The following is a 17,326-nucleotide window of genomic DNA, read 5'->3' as shown; positions in this document are numbered from 1 at the left end:
GAACTGATTCCCGCCGACGACTCGACGTCCTCGACGTCACCGTTCCAGTCGGACCCCGACCAACCGGCCCGCACCGACATGACGGTGTCGGAGCTGCGCGAGTGGCTGCGCAACTGGATCGCCAACGCGACCGGTCAGAACGCCGACTCCATCGACGAGTCCGTCGCCATGGTCGAACTGGGGCTGTCCTCCCGCGACGCCGTGGCCATGGCAAGCGACATCGAGGACCTGACGGGCGTCACGCTCACCGCCACCATCGCCTTCCGGCATCCGACCATCGAGTCGCTGGCGACGGTCATCGTCGAGGGCGAGCCGGAGATCGACCTCGCCGCGGCGGCGGACGAAGACTGGTCGCGGCCCGGCGGCCCGGTCGAGGACGGTCGGCTCAACATCGCCATCATCGGCGTCGGCACCCGCTTCCCCGGCGACATGAACACCCCCGACGAGATGTGGGAGGCGCTGCTCGAGGGTCGCGACGCCATCACCGACGTTCCCGAAGGCCGCTGGTCGGAGTTCCTCTCCGAGCCCCGCATCGCCGAGCGGGTGGCCCGGGCCCGTACGCGCGGCGGCTACCTCTCGGACATCAAGGGCTTCGACGCCGAGTTCTTCGCGCTGTCGAAGATGGAGGCCGACAACATCGATCCGCAGCAGCGGATGGCGCTCGAACTCACGTGGGAAGCGTTGGAGAACGCCAGGATTCCGGCGTCGGCCCTGCGCGGCGAGAAGGTCGGCGTCTACGTCGGCAGCTCGACCAACGACTACATGATCATGGCGCTGTCCGACCCATCGGTCGCACACCCGTACGCGATCACCGGCAACTCCAGCGCGATCATCTCGAACCGGGTGTCGTACTTCTTCGACTTCCGCGGACCGTCGATGACCATCGACACCGCGTGTTCGTCATCGCTGGTGGCCGTCAACGAGGGCGTCAAGGCGCTGCGTGCCGGCGACGCCGACGTCGTGGTCGCCGGTGGCGTCAACGCACTCGTCACCCCGATGGTGACCGTCGGCTTCGACGAGGTCGGCGGCGTGCTCGCACCCGACGGCCGGATCAAGTCGTTCTCCGCGGACGCCGACGGCTACGCCCGCTCCGAGGGTGGCGGCATGCTGGTGCTCAAGCGCCTCGAGGATGCGCGGCGCGACGGCGACGACGTGCTGGCGATCATCGCCGGCGGCGCGGTCAACCACGACGGCCGCTCCAACGGTCTGCTCGCCCCCAACCCCGACGCGCAGGAAGCCGTGCTGCGCAACGCCTATCGCGACGCCGGCATCGACCCGAAGACCGTCGACTACGTCGAGGCGCACGGCACCGGCACCATCCTCGGCGACCCCATCGAGGCGGACGCGCTGGGGCGCGTCGTCGGCCGTGGGCGCGCCGCCGACAAGCCGGCGCTGCTGGGTGCGGTCAAGTCCAACCTCGGCCACCTGGAGTCCGCCGCGGGCGCGGCGAGCCTGGCCAAGGTGGCGCTGTCGCTCAAGCGCGACAAGCTGCCGCCATCGATCAACTACGCCGGACCGAACCCCTACATCGACTTCGAGCGCGAACACCTGAAGGTCAACGACGTCGTCAGCGACTGGCCGCGCTACAGCGGACACGCCATCGCCGGCGTCTCGGGCTTCGGATTCGGCGGCGCCAACGCGCATCTGGTGCTGCGCGAGGTGCTGCCGGAGGATCTCGTCGAGCCCGAGCCGCAGCCCGACGTCGTGGTGGTCACCCCGGCCACCGACGCCGCCGAGGCCGTGTACGTCGGTGGTGTGCGGATGGACGAGTACGGCGAATTCATCGACGATGACGACGACGATGCCGAGGAGTTCAGCGTCACCGCCGCCCACGGCGAGGTCGAGCCCGAACTGCCCGGCCTCACCGACGAGGCGCTCCGGCTCCTCGAGGTCGCCCGCGAGGAACTCGAGGCCACCGAACCGACCAACAAGCTGGTGCCCCTCGCCGTCTCGGGCTTCCTGACCTCGCGCAAGCGCTCCACGGCCGCCGAGCTGGCGGACTGGATCGAGAGCCCAGAGGGTCAGGCCACGAGCCTGGAGGCCATCGGCCGCTCGCTGTCGCGGCGCAACCACGGCCGCTCCCGCGCGGTCGTGCTGGCCCACGACCACGCGGAGGCCGTCAAGGGTCTGCGGGCCCTGGCCGACGGCAAGCAGAGCCCCCTGGTGCTGGCGGCCGACGGTCCCGTCACCAACGGTCCCGTGTGGGTGCTCGCCGGATTCGGTGCGCAGCACCGCAAGATGGGCAAGAGCCTCTACCTGCGTGACGAGACGTTCGCCGAGTGGATCAACAAGGTCGACGCCTACGTCCAGGACGAGCGCGGCTACTCCGTCGTCGAACTCATCCTCGACGACTCGCAGGACTACGGCATCGAGACCACCCAGACGGTGATCTTCGCGATCCAGGTCGCCCTCGGCGAGACGCTGAAGGCGCACGGTGCGAATCCCGGTGCGCTGGTAGGTCAGTCGCTGGGCGAGGCCGCCGCGGCGTACTTCGCCGGCGGTCTCTCGCTGGAGGACGCGACCCGCACCATCTGCTCGCGCGCCCACCTCATGGGTGAGGGCGAGGCGATGCTGTTCGGCGAGTACATCCGGTTGATGGCACTCGTCGAGTACTCGGCCGAGGAGATCAAGACGGTCTTCTCGGACTACCCGAACCTCGAGGTGTGCGTCTACGCGGCGCCCACGCAGACCGTCATCGGCGGCCCGCCCGAGCAGGTCGACGCGATCATCGCGAGGGCCGAGTCGGAGGGCAAGTTCGCCCGCAAGTTCCAGACCAAGGGCGCCAGCCACACCCAGCAGATGGACCCGCTGCTCGGCGAACTCGCCGCCGAGATCCAGGGCATCGAGCCGAAGCCGCTGCAGACGGCCTACTACTCGACGGTGCACGAGGGCGGTCTGATCCGCGCCGGCTCCGACCCGATCCACGACGTCGAGTACTGGAAGAAGGGCCTGCGGCACAGCGTGTACTTCACGCACGGCATCCGCAACGCCGTCGACAACGGGCACACCACGTTCCTCGAACTGGCCCCGAACCCGGTGGCGCTCATGCAGGTCGGACTGACCACGGCCAGCGCCGGTCTGCACGACGCGCAGCTCATCGCGACCCTTGCCCGCAAGCAGGACGAGGTCGACTCGATGACCACGGCCATGGCGAGCCTCTTCGTCTACGGTCACGACCTCGACTTCCGGACGCTGTTTCCCAAGGCCGAGAACCCCGACACCGACTACGCCGCCGTCCCGCCGACGCGCTTCAAGCGCAAGCCGCACTGGCTCGACGCGCACTTCACCGGTGACAGCTCGGCGGTGATGCCGGGCAACCACGTCGCGACGCCCGACGGCAGGCACGTGTGGGAGTACGTGTCGCGCGGTGCCACCGACCCCGCCGCACTGGTGAAGGCCGCTGCGGCGCAGGTGCTTCCGGATGCCACCCTCACCGCCTCCGAGCAGCGTGCGGTGCCCGCCGACGACGCCCGCCTGGTGACCACGCTGACCCGTCACCCCGGTGGCGCCACCGTGCAGGTACACGCCCGGATCGACGAGTCGTTCACGCTCGTGTACGACGCGATCGTCACGCGCGGCGGTGCGGCCAGCGCACTGCCCGTGGCCGCCCCTGCGGGCACGGCCGTGGCCACCGCGACGGCCGTCGCACCGCAGGCGCCCGTCGCCGAGCCCGAGGACGACGCCGCGATCCTGTCCGACAACCTCACCGCCGGTGCAGGTCTCGCGGCCGGCTTCAAGAAGTGGTCGCCGGACACCGGCGAGACGATCGCCGAGCGGCTGGGCACCATCGTGGGCAGCGCCATGGGCTACGAGCCCGAGGACCTGCCGTGGGAGGTGCCGCTGATTGAACTCGGCCTGGATTCGCTCATGGCCGTGCGCATCAAGAACCGCGTCGAGTACGACTTCGACCTGCCGCCGATCCAGCTGACCGCCGTCCGCGACGCGAACCTGTACGCGGTCGAGCGGTTGATCCAGTACGCGATCGAGCACCGCGACGAGGTCAGGGAGCTCGCCGAGCAGCAGAAGGGCCAGACCGCCGAGGAGATCGCGGCGGCGCAGGCCGAGCTGATGGGCGGCGCCAGCACGGTCGCCGAGCTGGAGGCGAAGCTGGCCGAGGCCGGACACCCGATTGTCGCCGACGCCGTCGCCGACGTGAAGGAGACGACGGCCGACCCCGTCGCCACCGACGCGGCGCTGATCCCCGCGCCGCCGACGAACCCCGCCGGCCCGGCGGTCCCGCCGCCGCCGACCAACCCGACGGGTCCCGCCGCCTCTACGTCCGGTGCTCCCAGCGCGGCGACCGCCACGGCACAGGTCCTCAACCAGAAGGCCGTCGCCGAGGCACTCAACTCCGACGTGCCCCCGCGTGATGCCGCCGAGCGCGTGACGTTCGCGACGTGGGCCATCGTCACCGGCAAGTCGCCGGGCGGCATCTTCAACTCGCTGCCCAGGCTCGACGACGCGGCGGCCGAGAAGATGGCACAGCGCCTCACCGAGCGTGCCGAGGGCACCATCACCGCCGACGACGTGCGCCGGGCGCAGACCATCGAGGAGCTGGCGTCCACCGTGCGCGAGTTCCTCGAGGCCGGTGAACTCGACGGGTTCGTCCGCACCATCCGCAAGGCGGAGTCCGACGACCAGGTGCCGGTGTACGTGTTCCACGCGGCGGGCGGCTCCACTGTGGTCTACGAGCCGCTGTTGAACCGCCTGCCTCCGGGCACGCCGATGATCGGCCTGGAGCGCGTCGAGGGCACCATCGAGGAGCGGGCGGCGCAGTACGTGCCGAAGCTGCTGGAACTCAACGGCTGGGTCGACGGTAAGAAGGGCAAGCCCTTCCTGCTGACCGGCTGGTCGCTGGGCGGTGCGCTGTCGTACGCCTGCGCGATCGGGCTGCGGGAGGCCGGTGCCGAGGTGGCGTACGTCGGGCTCATCGACTGCGTGCTGCCGGGCGAGCCGATCCTGCACACGCAGGAGGAGACCCGGAAGCGCTGGGACCGCTACGCGAAGTTCGCCGAGAAGACGTTCAACGTGCAGATCCCGGAGATCCCGTACGAAGACCTCGAGAAGCTCGACGACGCCGGGCAGGTGCAGTACGTGCTGAACGCGGTGAGCGAGGCCGGCGTCCAGATCCCGGGCGGCATCATCGAGCACCAGCGGACGTCGTACCTGGACCAGCGGGTGCTGGCCACGGTCGAGATCAAGCCGTACGACGGACACGTCGTGCTCTACATGGCCGACCGCTACCACGACGACGCCATCACGTTCGAGCCCGCGTACGCCACCCGCAAGCCGGACGGCGGCTGGGGCGAGTTCGCGAAGGACCTCGAGGTGGTGCCCATCGGGGGCGAGCACATCCAGGCCATCGACGAGCCGTACATTGCGAAAGTAGGTGCCCACATGAGCGAAGCGATCAGTAGGGCACAGAGCGAGGCGTCCCACCGCACCCCGGCCGAGAGCGAGCAGAAGTGACCGAAGCCGCCACCCCCGCCAAGCCGCACACCACGGCCGAGAAGCTCGCCGATCTGCGCGAGCGGCTCGAACTCGCCAAGGACCCCGGCGACGAGAAGGCCAAGGCGCGGCGGGACCGCAAGGGCATCCCGTCGGCGCGGGCGCGGATCCACGCGCTGCTGGACCCGGGCACGTTCTTCGAGATCGGCGCGCTCGCCAAGACCCCCGGCGATCCGAACGCCCTGTACGGCGACGGCGTCGTCACCGGGCACGGCATGATCGACGGCCGTCCGGTGGGCGTGTTCAGCCACGACCAGACGGTGTTCCAGGGGTCGGTCGGCGAGATGTTCGGCCGCAAGGTGGCCAAGCTCATGGAGTGGGTCGCCATGGTCGGGTGCCCGATCATCGGCATCAACGACTCCGCGGGTGCGCGCATCCAGGACGCCGTGACGTCACTGGCCTGGTACGCCGAACTCGGCCGCCGCCACGAGATGCTGCGTGGCCTGGTGCCCGAGATCTCGCTGATCTTCGGCAAGTGCGCCGGCGGCGCGGTGTACTCGCCGATCCAGACCGACCTCGTGGTCGCCGTCCGCGACCAGGGCTACATGTTCATCACCGGCCCGGACGTCATCAAGGACGTCACCGGTGAGGACGTGACGTTCGACGAACTCGGCGGCGCCGACGTGCAGGCGCAGCGCGGCAACATCCACCAGGTGGTGGAGAGCGAGGCCGCCGCATACCAGTACGTGCGCGACTACCTGAGCTTCCTGCCGTCGAACCACTTCGACGACGCGCCGACCGTCAACCCGGGCCTGGAGCCCGAATTGACCTCGTACGACTACGAACTCGACACCATCGTGCCGGACGCCGACAACACGGCCTACGACATGCACGAGATCCTGCTGCGCATCTTCGACGACGGCGACGTCTTCGAGATCGCCGAGCAGCGTGGACCGGCGATGATCACGGCGTTCGCCCGCGTGGACGGCCGGCCGGTGGGCGTGATCGCCAACCAGCCGATGCACCTGTCCGGCGTGGTGGACACCAACGCCTCCGACAAGGCGGCCAGCTTCATTCGATTCTGCGACTCGTTCAACCTGCCGCTGGTGTTCGTGGTCGACACCCCGGGCGCCATGCCGGGCGTCGAGCAGGAGAAGGACGGCATCATCAAGCGCGGTGGCCGCTTCTTCAACGCCATCGTCGAGGCCGACGTGCCGAAGGTGACGATCGTCGTCCGCAAGGCCTACGGCGGCGGGTACGCCGTGATGGGGTCCAAGCAGCTGTCGGCGGACCTGAACTTCGCGTGGCCCACCGCCCGCATCGCGGTGATCGGCGCCGAGGGTGCCGCGCAGCTGCTGGTCAAGCGGTTCCCGGATCCTACGGCGCCCGAGGTGCTCAAGATCCGCGCCGACTTCATCGAGGGCTACAACGCCAACCTCGCCGTGCCGTGGATCGCCGCCGAGCGTGGCTACATCGACGGCGTCATCGAGCCGCACGAGACGCGGCTGCTGCTGCGCAACTCCCTGCGTCTGCTGCGCGACAAGCAGCAGGCCAACAAGGTGCTCCGCAAGCACGGCCTCACCCCCATCTAGCGGTCTTAAGTCCTTCGGCGAGCGTGCGTGTCTGCGGGCGACACGCCGGGGTAGAACGCGACTTTACGCACGCTCGCGGGTGGCGGCGGTGGGGTGTCGCTGGTCAGCGTGGGCTGGCGACGGCGGTGAGACGCGGGTGGCGAGGGGCTCGCGACGGCTGTGCAGAACTCGCGGGCTGTGCGTCGCGATCTGCGTGAGCGTCGCTGCGGCGCAACGTCAGCGACGCTGATGCAGAACTCGCGGCCCTCGACCGCCTCATGCGCTTATAGCCCCGCCGAACGTGCGGGCACGGCGGCGAAACCGGCGAATCTCCGCCACCACCGCACGCTCGGCGATTGCACGCACAGCGCACAGCGCACGACGCTCGCGCAGATCTCGCGCGGGATTCGCCGACATCTGCGTCAGCGTCGTTGCCACGCATCGTCGACGACGCTGACGCAGAACTCGCCGCACGCACGAACACCGCCGAAGCGAACCTACGGCTGAATCCTGATCTTCCCGGGGCTGTACAACCCGCTGTGCGTCGAGGTGCCGAGGTCTATCTGCGCGGGCGTGGCGTCGACCACGGTGTCGAAGCGGCGCAGCGACCCCCAGTCCTGGCCCCAGTCCTGCGACAGGTAGGTCGACATCACCGATGCCCGCAGCAGCACGTCGGTGATGCCGAGCAGGCCGCCCTCCAGGCCGTTCTGCCACGTGTCGGTGCTCTGCAGCTTGGCGCTGTAGTCCGGTGAGATCCGGAACTTCGGCACCTCGGTGACGCCGTTGGCGTGCAGCATCGGCTGCTGGCACGGGAAGGCCAGGCCCACGGCCCAGTCCATCAGCACCGGCTGCGTCGAGCCGACGTACTCCTGCACCGATCGCACCTCGGGCACGCGCGGCGGGGTGACGGCGACCCAGTCGCCTTGGCTGAGCGACAGGTCCTCGGCGACCACGCGCACGGCGACGGCGTCGGTGGGGATCTGGTCGCGCGGGTACCGCAGGTTGCGCCACGCCGGCGTCGGGCCCACGTCGTAGGGCGTGACCCGTCCGGCGGGCACGGGTGCACCGTCCGGTCCGGCGGTGGCGTACTCGAGTTCGACCGTCTGACCGGAGTCGACGCCGTCGGCCACGTTCTGGCCGGTGATCGTGCCGGCCGCGGTGATCACGACCAGCGGGTGCGCGTCGTCGGCGGCAGGTAGGCCGTACCACGCGGAGGTCAGCTTGCTCACCTGCTGCGACTCGGTCGAGTACGTGCCTGCCACGGGCACCCGTGCGGGGTCGAGGCCGTAGGGCAGCGGCACGGTGGACCCGTTGACGCCCGGCCGCGTCAGGCGGACGGGCCGGTTCCAGTCGTAGTCGGTGCCGGGCTGCGGGTTGTTCTGCCGGATCCCCTCGGCGATGATCCGGTCCGGAACGGCGTTGGGGGAGAAGCCGACCGGTCCGCTGCCGCCGAGCGGGCCGAGCGCGCCGTAGGTGCCGGGCAGCGCGGCGAGAAAGCCGTCGTTCGAGTCGGGTTCCACCAGCACGTCGTCGGCCATGCCGCAGCCGCCCGCGAACGCGCGGACGTTGGCCCAGCCGTTGGAGTAGGTGGGGTACTGCCGCACGACGCCGATCGCCATCGACGCCATGGACACCAGGACCATGAAGCCCGCGGCGAGCGGGATGGGTGCGGCGGTCAGCCGGTCGACGATCCGCGACTCGTGCCGGTTGGACAGGTGCAGCCAGAACGCCCACAGTGCGGCGATCGCGAACAGCACGAACAGCATCGTGCTGATCGTCACGCCGCCCAGCTGTGGCACCGAGTTGTTGAACGGCACACCGAAGTTGGATACGTACCACCAGCCGTTGGTGGACGCGAAGCACAACGCCAGCACGAACAGCACCAGCGACAGGAACGCCATCCGGTTGCGGGCGGAGCGCAGCACGATCGGCGACATCAGCACCGTCGCCAGGGCCGCCATCGCCGCGCCCACGGCGGCGAACAGGCCGAAGTGGTGAATCCACTTGGTGGGGGTGAACATCAGGAAGAAGATGGTCCCGAAGATGACGCCCATGAGCCGCCACGCGGGACCGCGAGCCACGCCGGCCACGCGCTTGCGCCGCAGCATCAGGAACAGCGACGGGAACAGGCACAGCGCGGTGAACAGGAACGCGACGCGTCGTTCGATCGCGCCGTCGGTGGTCGGCAGGACCAGGTAGTAGTACCGCAGGTTCTCGGTGTACCACTGCTGGCTCGGGCCGATGGCCGTACGAATCCTGGTGGCCTCCAGCACCGTTGCCAGCGTCTGGTCGGCGAACACCACCGTCAGCACCACCGTGCCGGCCGCCAGCAGCGGCAGGATCAGCGCCCAGGTGCCGACGAGGCGGCGCCGGCGCATCACGATGCGCAGGATCGGCCTGCCGCCGGCGACCAGCGCCGCGACGGCGATCAGACCGGTGGGCTGGATGCCGAGCGTGAACGCGGCGGTGGTGATCGCGAGTGCGGCCGGGGTGAGGCGTCCAGACGTGATCGCGCGTTCGATGAGGACGTAGGTGATCAGTGCGCCCGTGGCGATCTGGCCCTCGGGACGCAGACCGTTGTTGAACGGCATCCAGGCGGCGATCAGCACCAGGCCGGCCGACCACATCGCGGGGCGGCTGGCGAGCACGGCGGGCCCGAGTCGTGGTAGCACCTCGCGCGACAGCAGCAGCCAGCAGACCAGCGAGCAGATCAGGTCGGGCAGCCGGATGAAGAGGCTCGCGTCGCTCACCCGCGTCATCAGGGCGAGCAGGTTGTAGTACCAGCCGAAGGGGTCCTCGGGGCTGCCGAACCAGCGGAAGTAGTTCGACATGTAGCCGGCGTGGTCGGCGACCCGCGCCATGCCGAGGATGTAGCCGTCGTCCGAGGAGTTCGCGCCGATGACGTACCAGAGCGCGAAGCCGCCGACGACCACGCCGTCGACCGGTGTCGCGGTGCGCCAGCGGGACGGGATGATGCGACGCATGCGGCGCCCGTCGGCGCGGTCGAGACGCCAGAGGGCAAGCAGCGCAACGACGGTCGAGACGATCGCCAGCAGCATCGCGGTCAGCTTGAGCGCCGTGGGCTGCGAGGTGAAGCGCGTGTCGATGGTCGCCGAGAACGTCAGGCCGGGGGGCGCCGGGCCGGTCAGGTCGGTGAACACGCCGACGATCGCGGGGCGCAGGTTCGGGTCGGCGTAGCCGCTGCGCGTCGGCGAGCCGTCGGCCTTCTTCAGCCCGACGAAGTCGGCGAACGTGCCGTCCAGCGTCGAGGTGATGTCGATGCTCGAACAGCCCGGCGTGCCGGCGGTTCCGGCGACGCGGTTGCGCGGCACGCTCGCCACGACGACGTTGCGCACGATCACGTCGACACGCGATGCGGTGACGTTGACCAGCATCGCGTTCAGCGCGGCGTCCCGCCCGGCGGCCGGCGCGGTGCCGAGGATCAGTCCGCCCTTGGCGGGCATGGTCGCGACGACCTCGCAGGGGATCGTCGCGGTGAGGTCGACCGGGGACAGCGAGATCAGCGGCGCGGTCACGTTGCCGAACTGGCCCTGCTGCGGCCAGTTCAGCGTCGCGGTCGTCTGGGTGACGGGCAGCAGCGGAGTGGCGACGGCGAGCACGAAGCCGATCAGGCCGGCGATCGTCGCGACCCACCGCGCGATCGTCGTGTCGTCGCGACCCGTCTTCGTCGGGCGGTCGGCGACTGCGGTCTTCTCTTCGGTCACGGCTCCTGCCGGCTTGCTGCCGTTCTCTTCGTTCACGGCAGGGCCCGGATGGGTCCGCGGCGGTTCCAGCCGAACACTTGCGTCGAACCCTCCTCGATGACGGCGGTCGGCGCGTCATCGCGCGGAACCACCGGGATGTAGCGCTCGATGGACCCCCAGTCGCGGTACCAGTCCTCGCGCAGGTAGGTCGGGATCGCCGTCGTCCGCAGCAGCGCCTGGATGAACAGGAACGGTCCGCCGTCCGCGGCCGACTGCCACTGGTTCGACGAGACGACCATCTGCTTGAAGTTCGGCAGGATCCGGTACTCGGGCAGCTCCGCCACGCCGAGGTGCTCGGCGAACGGACGCTGGCACGGGAAGTTCGCGGCGGTGGCGATGTCCATCAGGACCGGGGTCTGGTCGCCCAGGAAGGACTGCGCGGTCTCGAGGACGGGGACGCGCGGCGGGGTGAACCCGAACCACTGGTCGCTCGACAGGTTGGGGTCGTCGGCGACGATCCGGGCGACGTTGGCCTCCGGCGGCGCCGTGGCGAGCGGGAAGCGCAGGTTGCGCCACGCCCGCTGCGCGTACACGTCGATCGGCTGCACCTCGTTGAGCGCCTGGTAGGAGCCGTCCGGGCGCAGCACGCCCCACTGCAGCTTGAGCGACTGCCCGTAGTTGAACGAGCCGTCCTCCTCGTAGTACCAGATCGCGCCGACGGCGGCGACGCTGACGATCGGCCGGTCGGGCGTCCGCGGCGGCAGCTGGTACCAGGCCGAGGTGGCCTTGGCGGCCACCGAGCCGCCCTCGTCGCCGGGCTCGACGTAGCTGCCCATCACGGGCGTGCGGTCGGGGTCGAGGCCGAAGGGCAGGAAGATGCGCGAGCCGTTGACGCCCTCGGGTCCGAAGCCGCCGCCGGTGCCCGCCGCGTAGCCGACGCCGATGTTCGGCTTGTCGACGGGACCGTCCGAGTCGGGGGTGCCCGGGTTGCCCGCCGTGGGCTCGGGCGGCTCGAGGGTGTCGCTGACGCCGTTGGGCGTGAAGCCGACGGGGTCGTCGCCGCCCAGCGGGCCGTACTGGCCGAAGCGCTGCCCCGGGACGGGTTGCAGCATCCCGGCGTTGGAGTCTGGCTCGACGAGGACGTCGTCGGCCATCGCGCAGCTGTCCCGCGACAGCCCGGAGAGGATGGCGTCCGCGTTGGCCTTGCCGGTGGTGTACGCGGGGTAGCGGCCCGCGGCGGCCTTGGCCATCGACCCGACCTCGAGCACCACCATGATGATGGCGACGACGAGCAGCGGGGTGGACGCCAGCGCGCGGTTGCGTCCGGTGTCGGCGACCTCGGTGTGGCCGGCGAAGTCCATCCGGAAGTGCAGCCAGCCCGCGAGCAGGCCGCAGGCGATGGCCATCACCAGGAACAGCGTGGTGACGGGCTGCCCGGCGATGACGGGCTGCTTGTCGAACCACGGCACGCCGTAGTTGCCGACGTAGAACCAGCCGTTGAGGCCCGACGTCGACCACGCCAGCACGAACAGCAGCGCCGTCACGTACAGCGCGAGGTTGCGTCGGCTGTGCAGCCCGACGCGGGCGAACGCGAATGCGGTGACGCCGCCCAGCGCTCCGGCGAGGCCGGCGAACGCGCCGAACTGCACGGCCCACTTGGTGGGCGTGAACGTCAGCAGCAGCAGGCCGATCGCGGTGGTGCCGGTGATCCGCCACACCGGTCCGCTGATGGTGCCCGGCACGCCGCTGCGGCGCAGCAGCACCATCAGCAGGCCGAACAGGCACAGCAGCAGGATGAGCACCGCGAATCGGCGGGTCAGCGATCCGTCGACGCTGTCCTCGACCGTGAGGAAGTAGTAGCGCAGGAACTCCTGGTACCAGGGGATGGTGGGCCCGACGGCGTACTTGATGCGGACCGATTCGGCGACGGTGGCCAGCGTCTGGTCGCGGAACACGACGACGAAGAGCAGCGATGCCGCCGCGGCCAGCGGGGTGAGCTGGGCCGCCAGGCCGTCGACGGGACGTCGGGCGGCGACGATGGTCGCGATGCGCCGTGCGCCGACCAGCAGCGGTGCGACGGCGACGAGGCCCTGCGGGGCGATCGTCACGCAGAACACGGCGACGACGATCGCGAGCGCGGTCGGCCAGAGTCGGCGGGTACCGATCGAGGTCTCCATCAGCACCCACACGGCGATCACGCCGAACGCGATCAGCGGCTCGGGCCGGAGGCCGTTGTTGAACGGCAGCCACGCCGCGATGAACACCGCGCCCGCGGTGAGCATCGCCACCCGGTTGGCGCTGAGTCTGCGGCCCAGCCGGGGCAGCACGCACCGCGACAGCAGCAGCCACGTCCCGATGGCGGCCAAGGTGGCGGGCAGCCGCAGCCAGACGCCCGCGGTGCTGATCGACGCGAGATGGGCCAGGACCGACTGGTACCAGTCGAAGGGCGCCTCGGAGGCGCCGAAGTAGCGGTAGTAGTTCGTGACGTAGCCCGCCTCGCCGGCGACGCGCGCGAGGGTGGTGTTGTAGCCGTCGTCCGACGACGTCGCACCGATGACGTGCCACAGCAGCAGGGTGCCGACGACGATGCCGTCGACGAGCCACGTCGTCGGCCCGGCGCGCCAGAACCGCCGCCACGGCCGGGGGAGGCGTCGACCGGCGGTGCGGTCCAGCAGCGCCAGCGCGACGATCGACGCCACCGTGGCCAGCACGCCCAGCACCATCAGGACGGTCTTGAGTGCGGTCGGGACGGAGATGAACCGGGTGTCGACGTCGATGCGCGCGCTCAGCCCCGGCTGCGCGGCCACCTCGAGGTCGGTGAACACACCGGCGACCTGCGGCTTCTTCTCGATCTCGACGGTACCGGTGGCGCCGGGGATGCCGATGAAGTCCGCACCGACGCCACCCAGGTCGGCCCAGACGTGCAGCGTGCTGCAGGCACCGGACTCGACGGCGGGCCGGGGGGCCACCACGGCGACGGTGTCCCGGAACGCCACGGTGACGACGTCGGCGGTGGCGCGGACGAACAGGCCGTTGCGCCCGGAGTCGATGCCGGCCGGCGGGATGGTGGAGAACACCAGGCCGCCCGCGGCGGGCAGCGTCGCCACGGTCCGGCAGGGGATGGAGACGTCGAGCGCCAGCGGCGCGCCGGAGACCAGCGGTGCCGTGACGTCGGTGACGAGTCCGTCCGCCCCGGGGCCCTGCGGCCACAGGATGGTCGACGTGGTCTGGCGGACGGGGAGCAGCGGGGTGAGCGCGCAGAGCAGCAGCCCGCAGATGCCCGCGATGATCGCGATGAGTCGAACGGTCCGGGCGGGCACGACGCTCAAGGGTAAGGGACGGACTCGTGCGCCCTGCGTCGCCATGCGGCGAGCCGTCAAGACAACCTGAGCGGCCCGGGACTCCAGAGCCCGCTACGCGTCTCGGTGCCAAGATCGATCCGGGCGGCGTCGGCGTCGGGGTACCAGGGGGTCAGCTGCTGCAGCGAGCCCCAGTCCCGGAACCAGTCGTCCTTCAGGTAGGTGGGCACCGGCCGCGCGCGCACCAGCAGTTCGGTGATGCCGAGCGGCCCGCCGCCGAGGTAGTCCATCACCGGCGAGTTGGCCTCGGCGCCGAAGCGGTCGGGCAGGATGCGCCACCTGGGCACCTCGGTGACGCCGTTCTGGTGCCCGAACGGCCGCTGGCACGGGAACGCCAGGCCGACCAGCCAGTCGAGCAGCACCGGGTCGTCGGAGCCGACGACCTCCTGCAGCGTCTGGAGCTGCGGGATGCGCGGCGTGGTGACCGCGATCCAGTGCGTGGGGGACAGGTCGTCGTCGCTGGCCGTCAGGCGCACCTGGGTGGCGTCCGACGGGATGGCCGTCATGGGGGCGCGCAGATTGCGCCAGGCGGGTGCGGAGCCGACGTCGGCGAAGGTGAAGACGCCACCGGCCTCGTTGCGTTCGGCTTCCTCGTCGGTCGCCCACTGCATGGTGACCTCGCCGGGATCGAAGCGCCCGGCGGCGGCGATGACGATCAGCGGGCCGCGCTGGTCGGCCGGGGGCAGGCGGTACCACCCCGACCGCAGCCGGGCGGGCTGCTGGATGCCGGAGCGCCAGCTGCCCATCACGGCGACGCGGGCCGGATCGAGGCCGTAGGGCAGCTGGGCGCGCGAGCCGTTGAGGCCGGCCGCGGCGGTGGTGCCGCCCTCGGTGCCGGGCTCGCTGCCAGTGGTCACCGAGCCGTCGGAGTCGGCGAAGTTGTCGCTGCCCTGCTGCTCCATGACGGGGTCCGCGGAGAGGTCGGACGGGATCCCGTTGGCGCCGAACGACTGTGCGGTGCCCGCGCCGAGGGCGACGCCCGATGGCGCGCTCACGGGTTGCAGCAGCCCGTCGTTCGAATCCCGTTCCACCAGAACGTCGTCGGCGAGGCCGCACGTCTTGCCGGTGAGTGCCTCGAGGTTGGAGCGCCCGACCGACCACGCCGGGTACTGGACGACCATGGCGACCGTCAGCGACACGACCTCGAACACCACCACCAGCCAGATGACGACGGCCAGCGGTGCCTGGGCGATGCTCGACCAGCGGCGCGGCTTGCTCGGTTCGGTGTCGGACCGTCCGGAGAAGTGCAGCCAGGCGGCCACCAGCAGGACGAGCACCGACAGGCCCAGCAGCATCGTCGTGAAGCCGAATCCCAACGCGGGGAACACGTTCGACCATGGCACGCCGAAGTTCGACACGTACCACCAGCCGTTGACGGTGGCGAAGGACAGCGCCGTGACGAACAGCACGATGGCGGTGAAGACGGTCCGGTTGCGCCTCGACTTCATGGCCGCCGCGGCCACGGCGACCGCCGCCAGCGCGCCGAGGGAGCCGGCGAGTCCGGCGAACACGCCGAAGTGGTGCGTCCACTTGGTGGGGGTGAACATCATCGCGAGGAACGAGATGATCGTGATCCCGATGATGCGACGGCTCGGGCCGAGCGCGGTGCCCGGAATCCGGCCCTTGCGCAACGTCATCGCTACCGACACGGCCAGTACCAGCAGCAGGGTCAGCACCGCGAAGCGTCGCGCGACCGACCCGTCCGGGCTCGTGGTGAACAGCCGCTCGTAGCGGATGTGCTCGTCGAACCACGCCAGGCTGGGCCCGACGTCCGACTTGAACGAGCTGGCCTGGATCGCCGCGGCGAGCGTCTGGTCGCGGAAGATGAGGATGACGGCGACGGTGCCCGCGGCCAGCACGGGCGCGAGCAGGGCCAGGTAGCCGAAGCGCGAGACATGCTGGCCGACAATGGTCTTGAGCGGTCCGATGGCGACCAGCAGGGCGCCCACGGCGGCGATGCCGGTGGGTCCGGAGAACAGCGTCAACGCGCCGATGATCACCGCGATGGCCACCGGCAGGAGCCTGCTGGTGGCGACGCCGCGCTCCACCGAGCACCAGGTGAGCAGGATGCCGAGCGCGATGATGGGCTCTGGGCGCAGGCCGTTGTTCAGTGGCAGCCAGAACGCCAGGAACATGCCGGCCGCCGTCCACGCGGCGACCCGGCTGTGCTTGACGGCGTGCCCGAGGCGGGGGATGACCTCGCGGCTGATCACCCACCAGCAGGCCAGGCCCATGAGCAGCGTCGGCAGCCGCATCCAGACGCTGGCGGTGCTGACGTGTGCCCACAGGGCCAGCAGGTCGTAGTACCAGCCGAACGGCGCCTCCGGGGTGCCGAACCAGCGGTAGTAGTTGGCCATGTACCCGGCGTTCTCCGAGACGCGGGCCATGGTGAGGATGTAGCCGTCGTCGGCCGTGTTGGCGCCGACGAAGTGCCACCACACCATCGCGGCGGTCACCAGTCCGTCCAGCGGCGACAGCGACCACCATCGCGGCGGCAGAATGCGGCGGTGTCGGACGCCGTCGGCGACGTCGAGGCGGTGCAGTGCGCCCAGGGCGATCACGGTCAGCACCACGCCGAACACCATCGCCAGCGTCTTGAGGACCGTCGGCGACGTGCTGTATCGGGAGTCGACGGTGGCCGAGAAGCGCAGTCCCTCGGGTGCCGGGCCGGACAGGTCGGTGAAGACGCCGACGATCTGGGGGCGGAAGTCGTAGCCGCCGCGCTCGCCGCGCAGCGGTTCGGCGGCGCCGGCAGGGTCGCCGTCGTCGGGCGCCTGGCTGAGGCCGACGAACTCGCCGGTGATCGTGTCGGCGCGCGCGGTGAACGTGATCCGCTCGCACGCGGGGCTGAGCACCTGGCTCAGCGGTGCGCTGACGACGGGGGTGTTGCGGACGATCAGCAGCAGGTCCCCACCGACGCGCTCGATCAGCAGGCCGCGGTCGACGGCCTTGGGCGCCTGCTTGGGCACGGTGGACAGCAGGACCGTGCGATTGCCGGTGAGTCCGGCGGCGGCGCTGCACGGGATGGACACGTCCATGCCGGTGGGCACGTAGCCGATCAGCGGGGCGTCGACGCTGTTCAGGACGCCGTTCTGCGGCCAGTTCAGCTCGGCGGTGGTCTGCGTGACGGGCAGCAGCGGGGTGGCCACGGCCAGCAGGGCGCCCAGAAGTCCGGCGATGATCGCGATGAGTCGCGCGGTGCGGTGGCTGGACAACCCCGCGGATCCCTCTCGGCTCACGGCGT

General features: G+C 70.5%; 5 protein-coding genes. 2 read left to right on the top strand and 3 right to left on the bottom strand.

Features of this window, described 5'->3' with window-relative positions:
• The first annotated feature begins 78 nt into the window (after positions 1-78).
• Positions 79-5,469 (top strand): polyketide synthase Pks13, encoded by a 5,391-nt coding sequence (gene pks13 / locus AC1MEY_RS20975; protein WP_480231600.1) that lies wholly within the window; start codon positions 79-81, stop codon positions 5,467-5,469.
• Positions 5,466-7,040, top strand: coding sequence for an acyl-CoA carboxylase subunit beta (locus tag AC1MEY_RS20970; RefSeq protein ID WP_480227317.1), 1,575 nt, complete (start codon positions 5,466-5,468; stop codon positions 7,038-7,040). The genes pks13 and AC1MEY_RS20970 overlap by 4 nt, the downstream gene beginning before the upstream one ends.
• 476 nt (positions 7,041-7,516) lie before the next feature.
• Here AC1MEY_RS20970 and AC1MEY_RS20965 read toward each other — a convergent pair whose 3' ends face one another.
• The 3 genes from AC1MEY_RS20965 to AC1MEY_RS20955 are packed head-to-tail and all read right to left on the bottom strand — an operon-like array spanning position 7,517 to position 17,321.
• Positions 7,517-10,744: an arabinosyltransferase domain-containing protein gene (locus AC1MEY_RS20965; protein WP_480227316.1), complete on the bottom strand. Its 3,228-nt coding sequence runs from the start codon at positions 10,742-10,744 to the stop codon at positions 7,517-7,519.
• Positions 10,745-10,776: 32 nt separating this feature from the next.
• Complete coding sequence (locus AC1MEY_RS20960) at positions 10,777-14,043, bottom strand: arabinosyltransferase domain-containing protein (RefSeq protein WP_480227315.1); 3,267 nt, start codon at positions 14,041-14,043, stop codon at positions 10,777-10,779.
• 56 nt (positions 14,044-14,099) lie between these two features.
• Positions 14,100-17,321: an arabinosyltransferase domain-containing protein gene (locus AC1MEY_RS20955; protein ID WP_480227314.1), complete on the bottom strand. Its 3,222-nt coding sequence runs from the start codon at positions 17,319-17,321 to the stop codon at positions 14,100-14,102.
• Positions 17,322-17,326: the final 5 nt, after the last annotated feature.

It is taken from the genome of Mycobacterium sp. PTI7 (assembly GCF_056679845.1).
The sequence above is the reverse complement of the archived record's forward strand: the minus strand, read 5'-3'. Positions and strand labels throughout refer to the sequence as shown.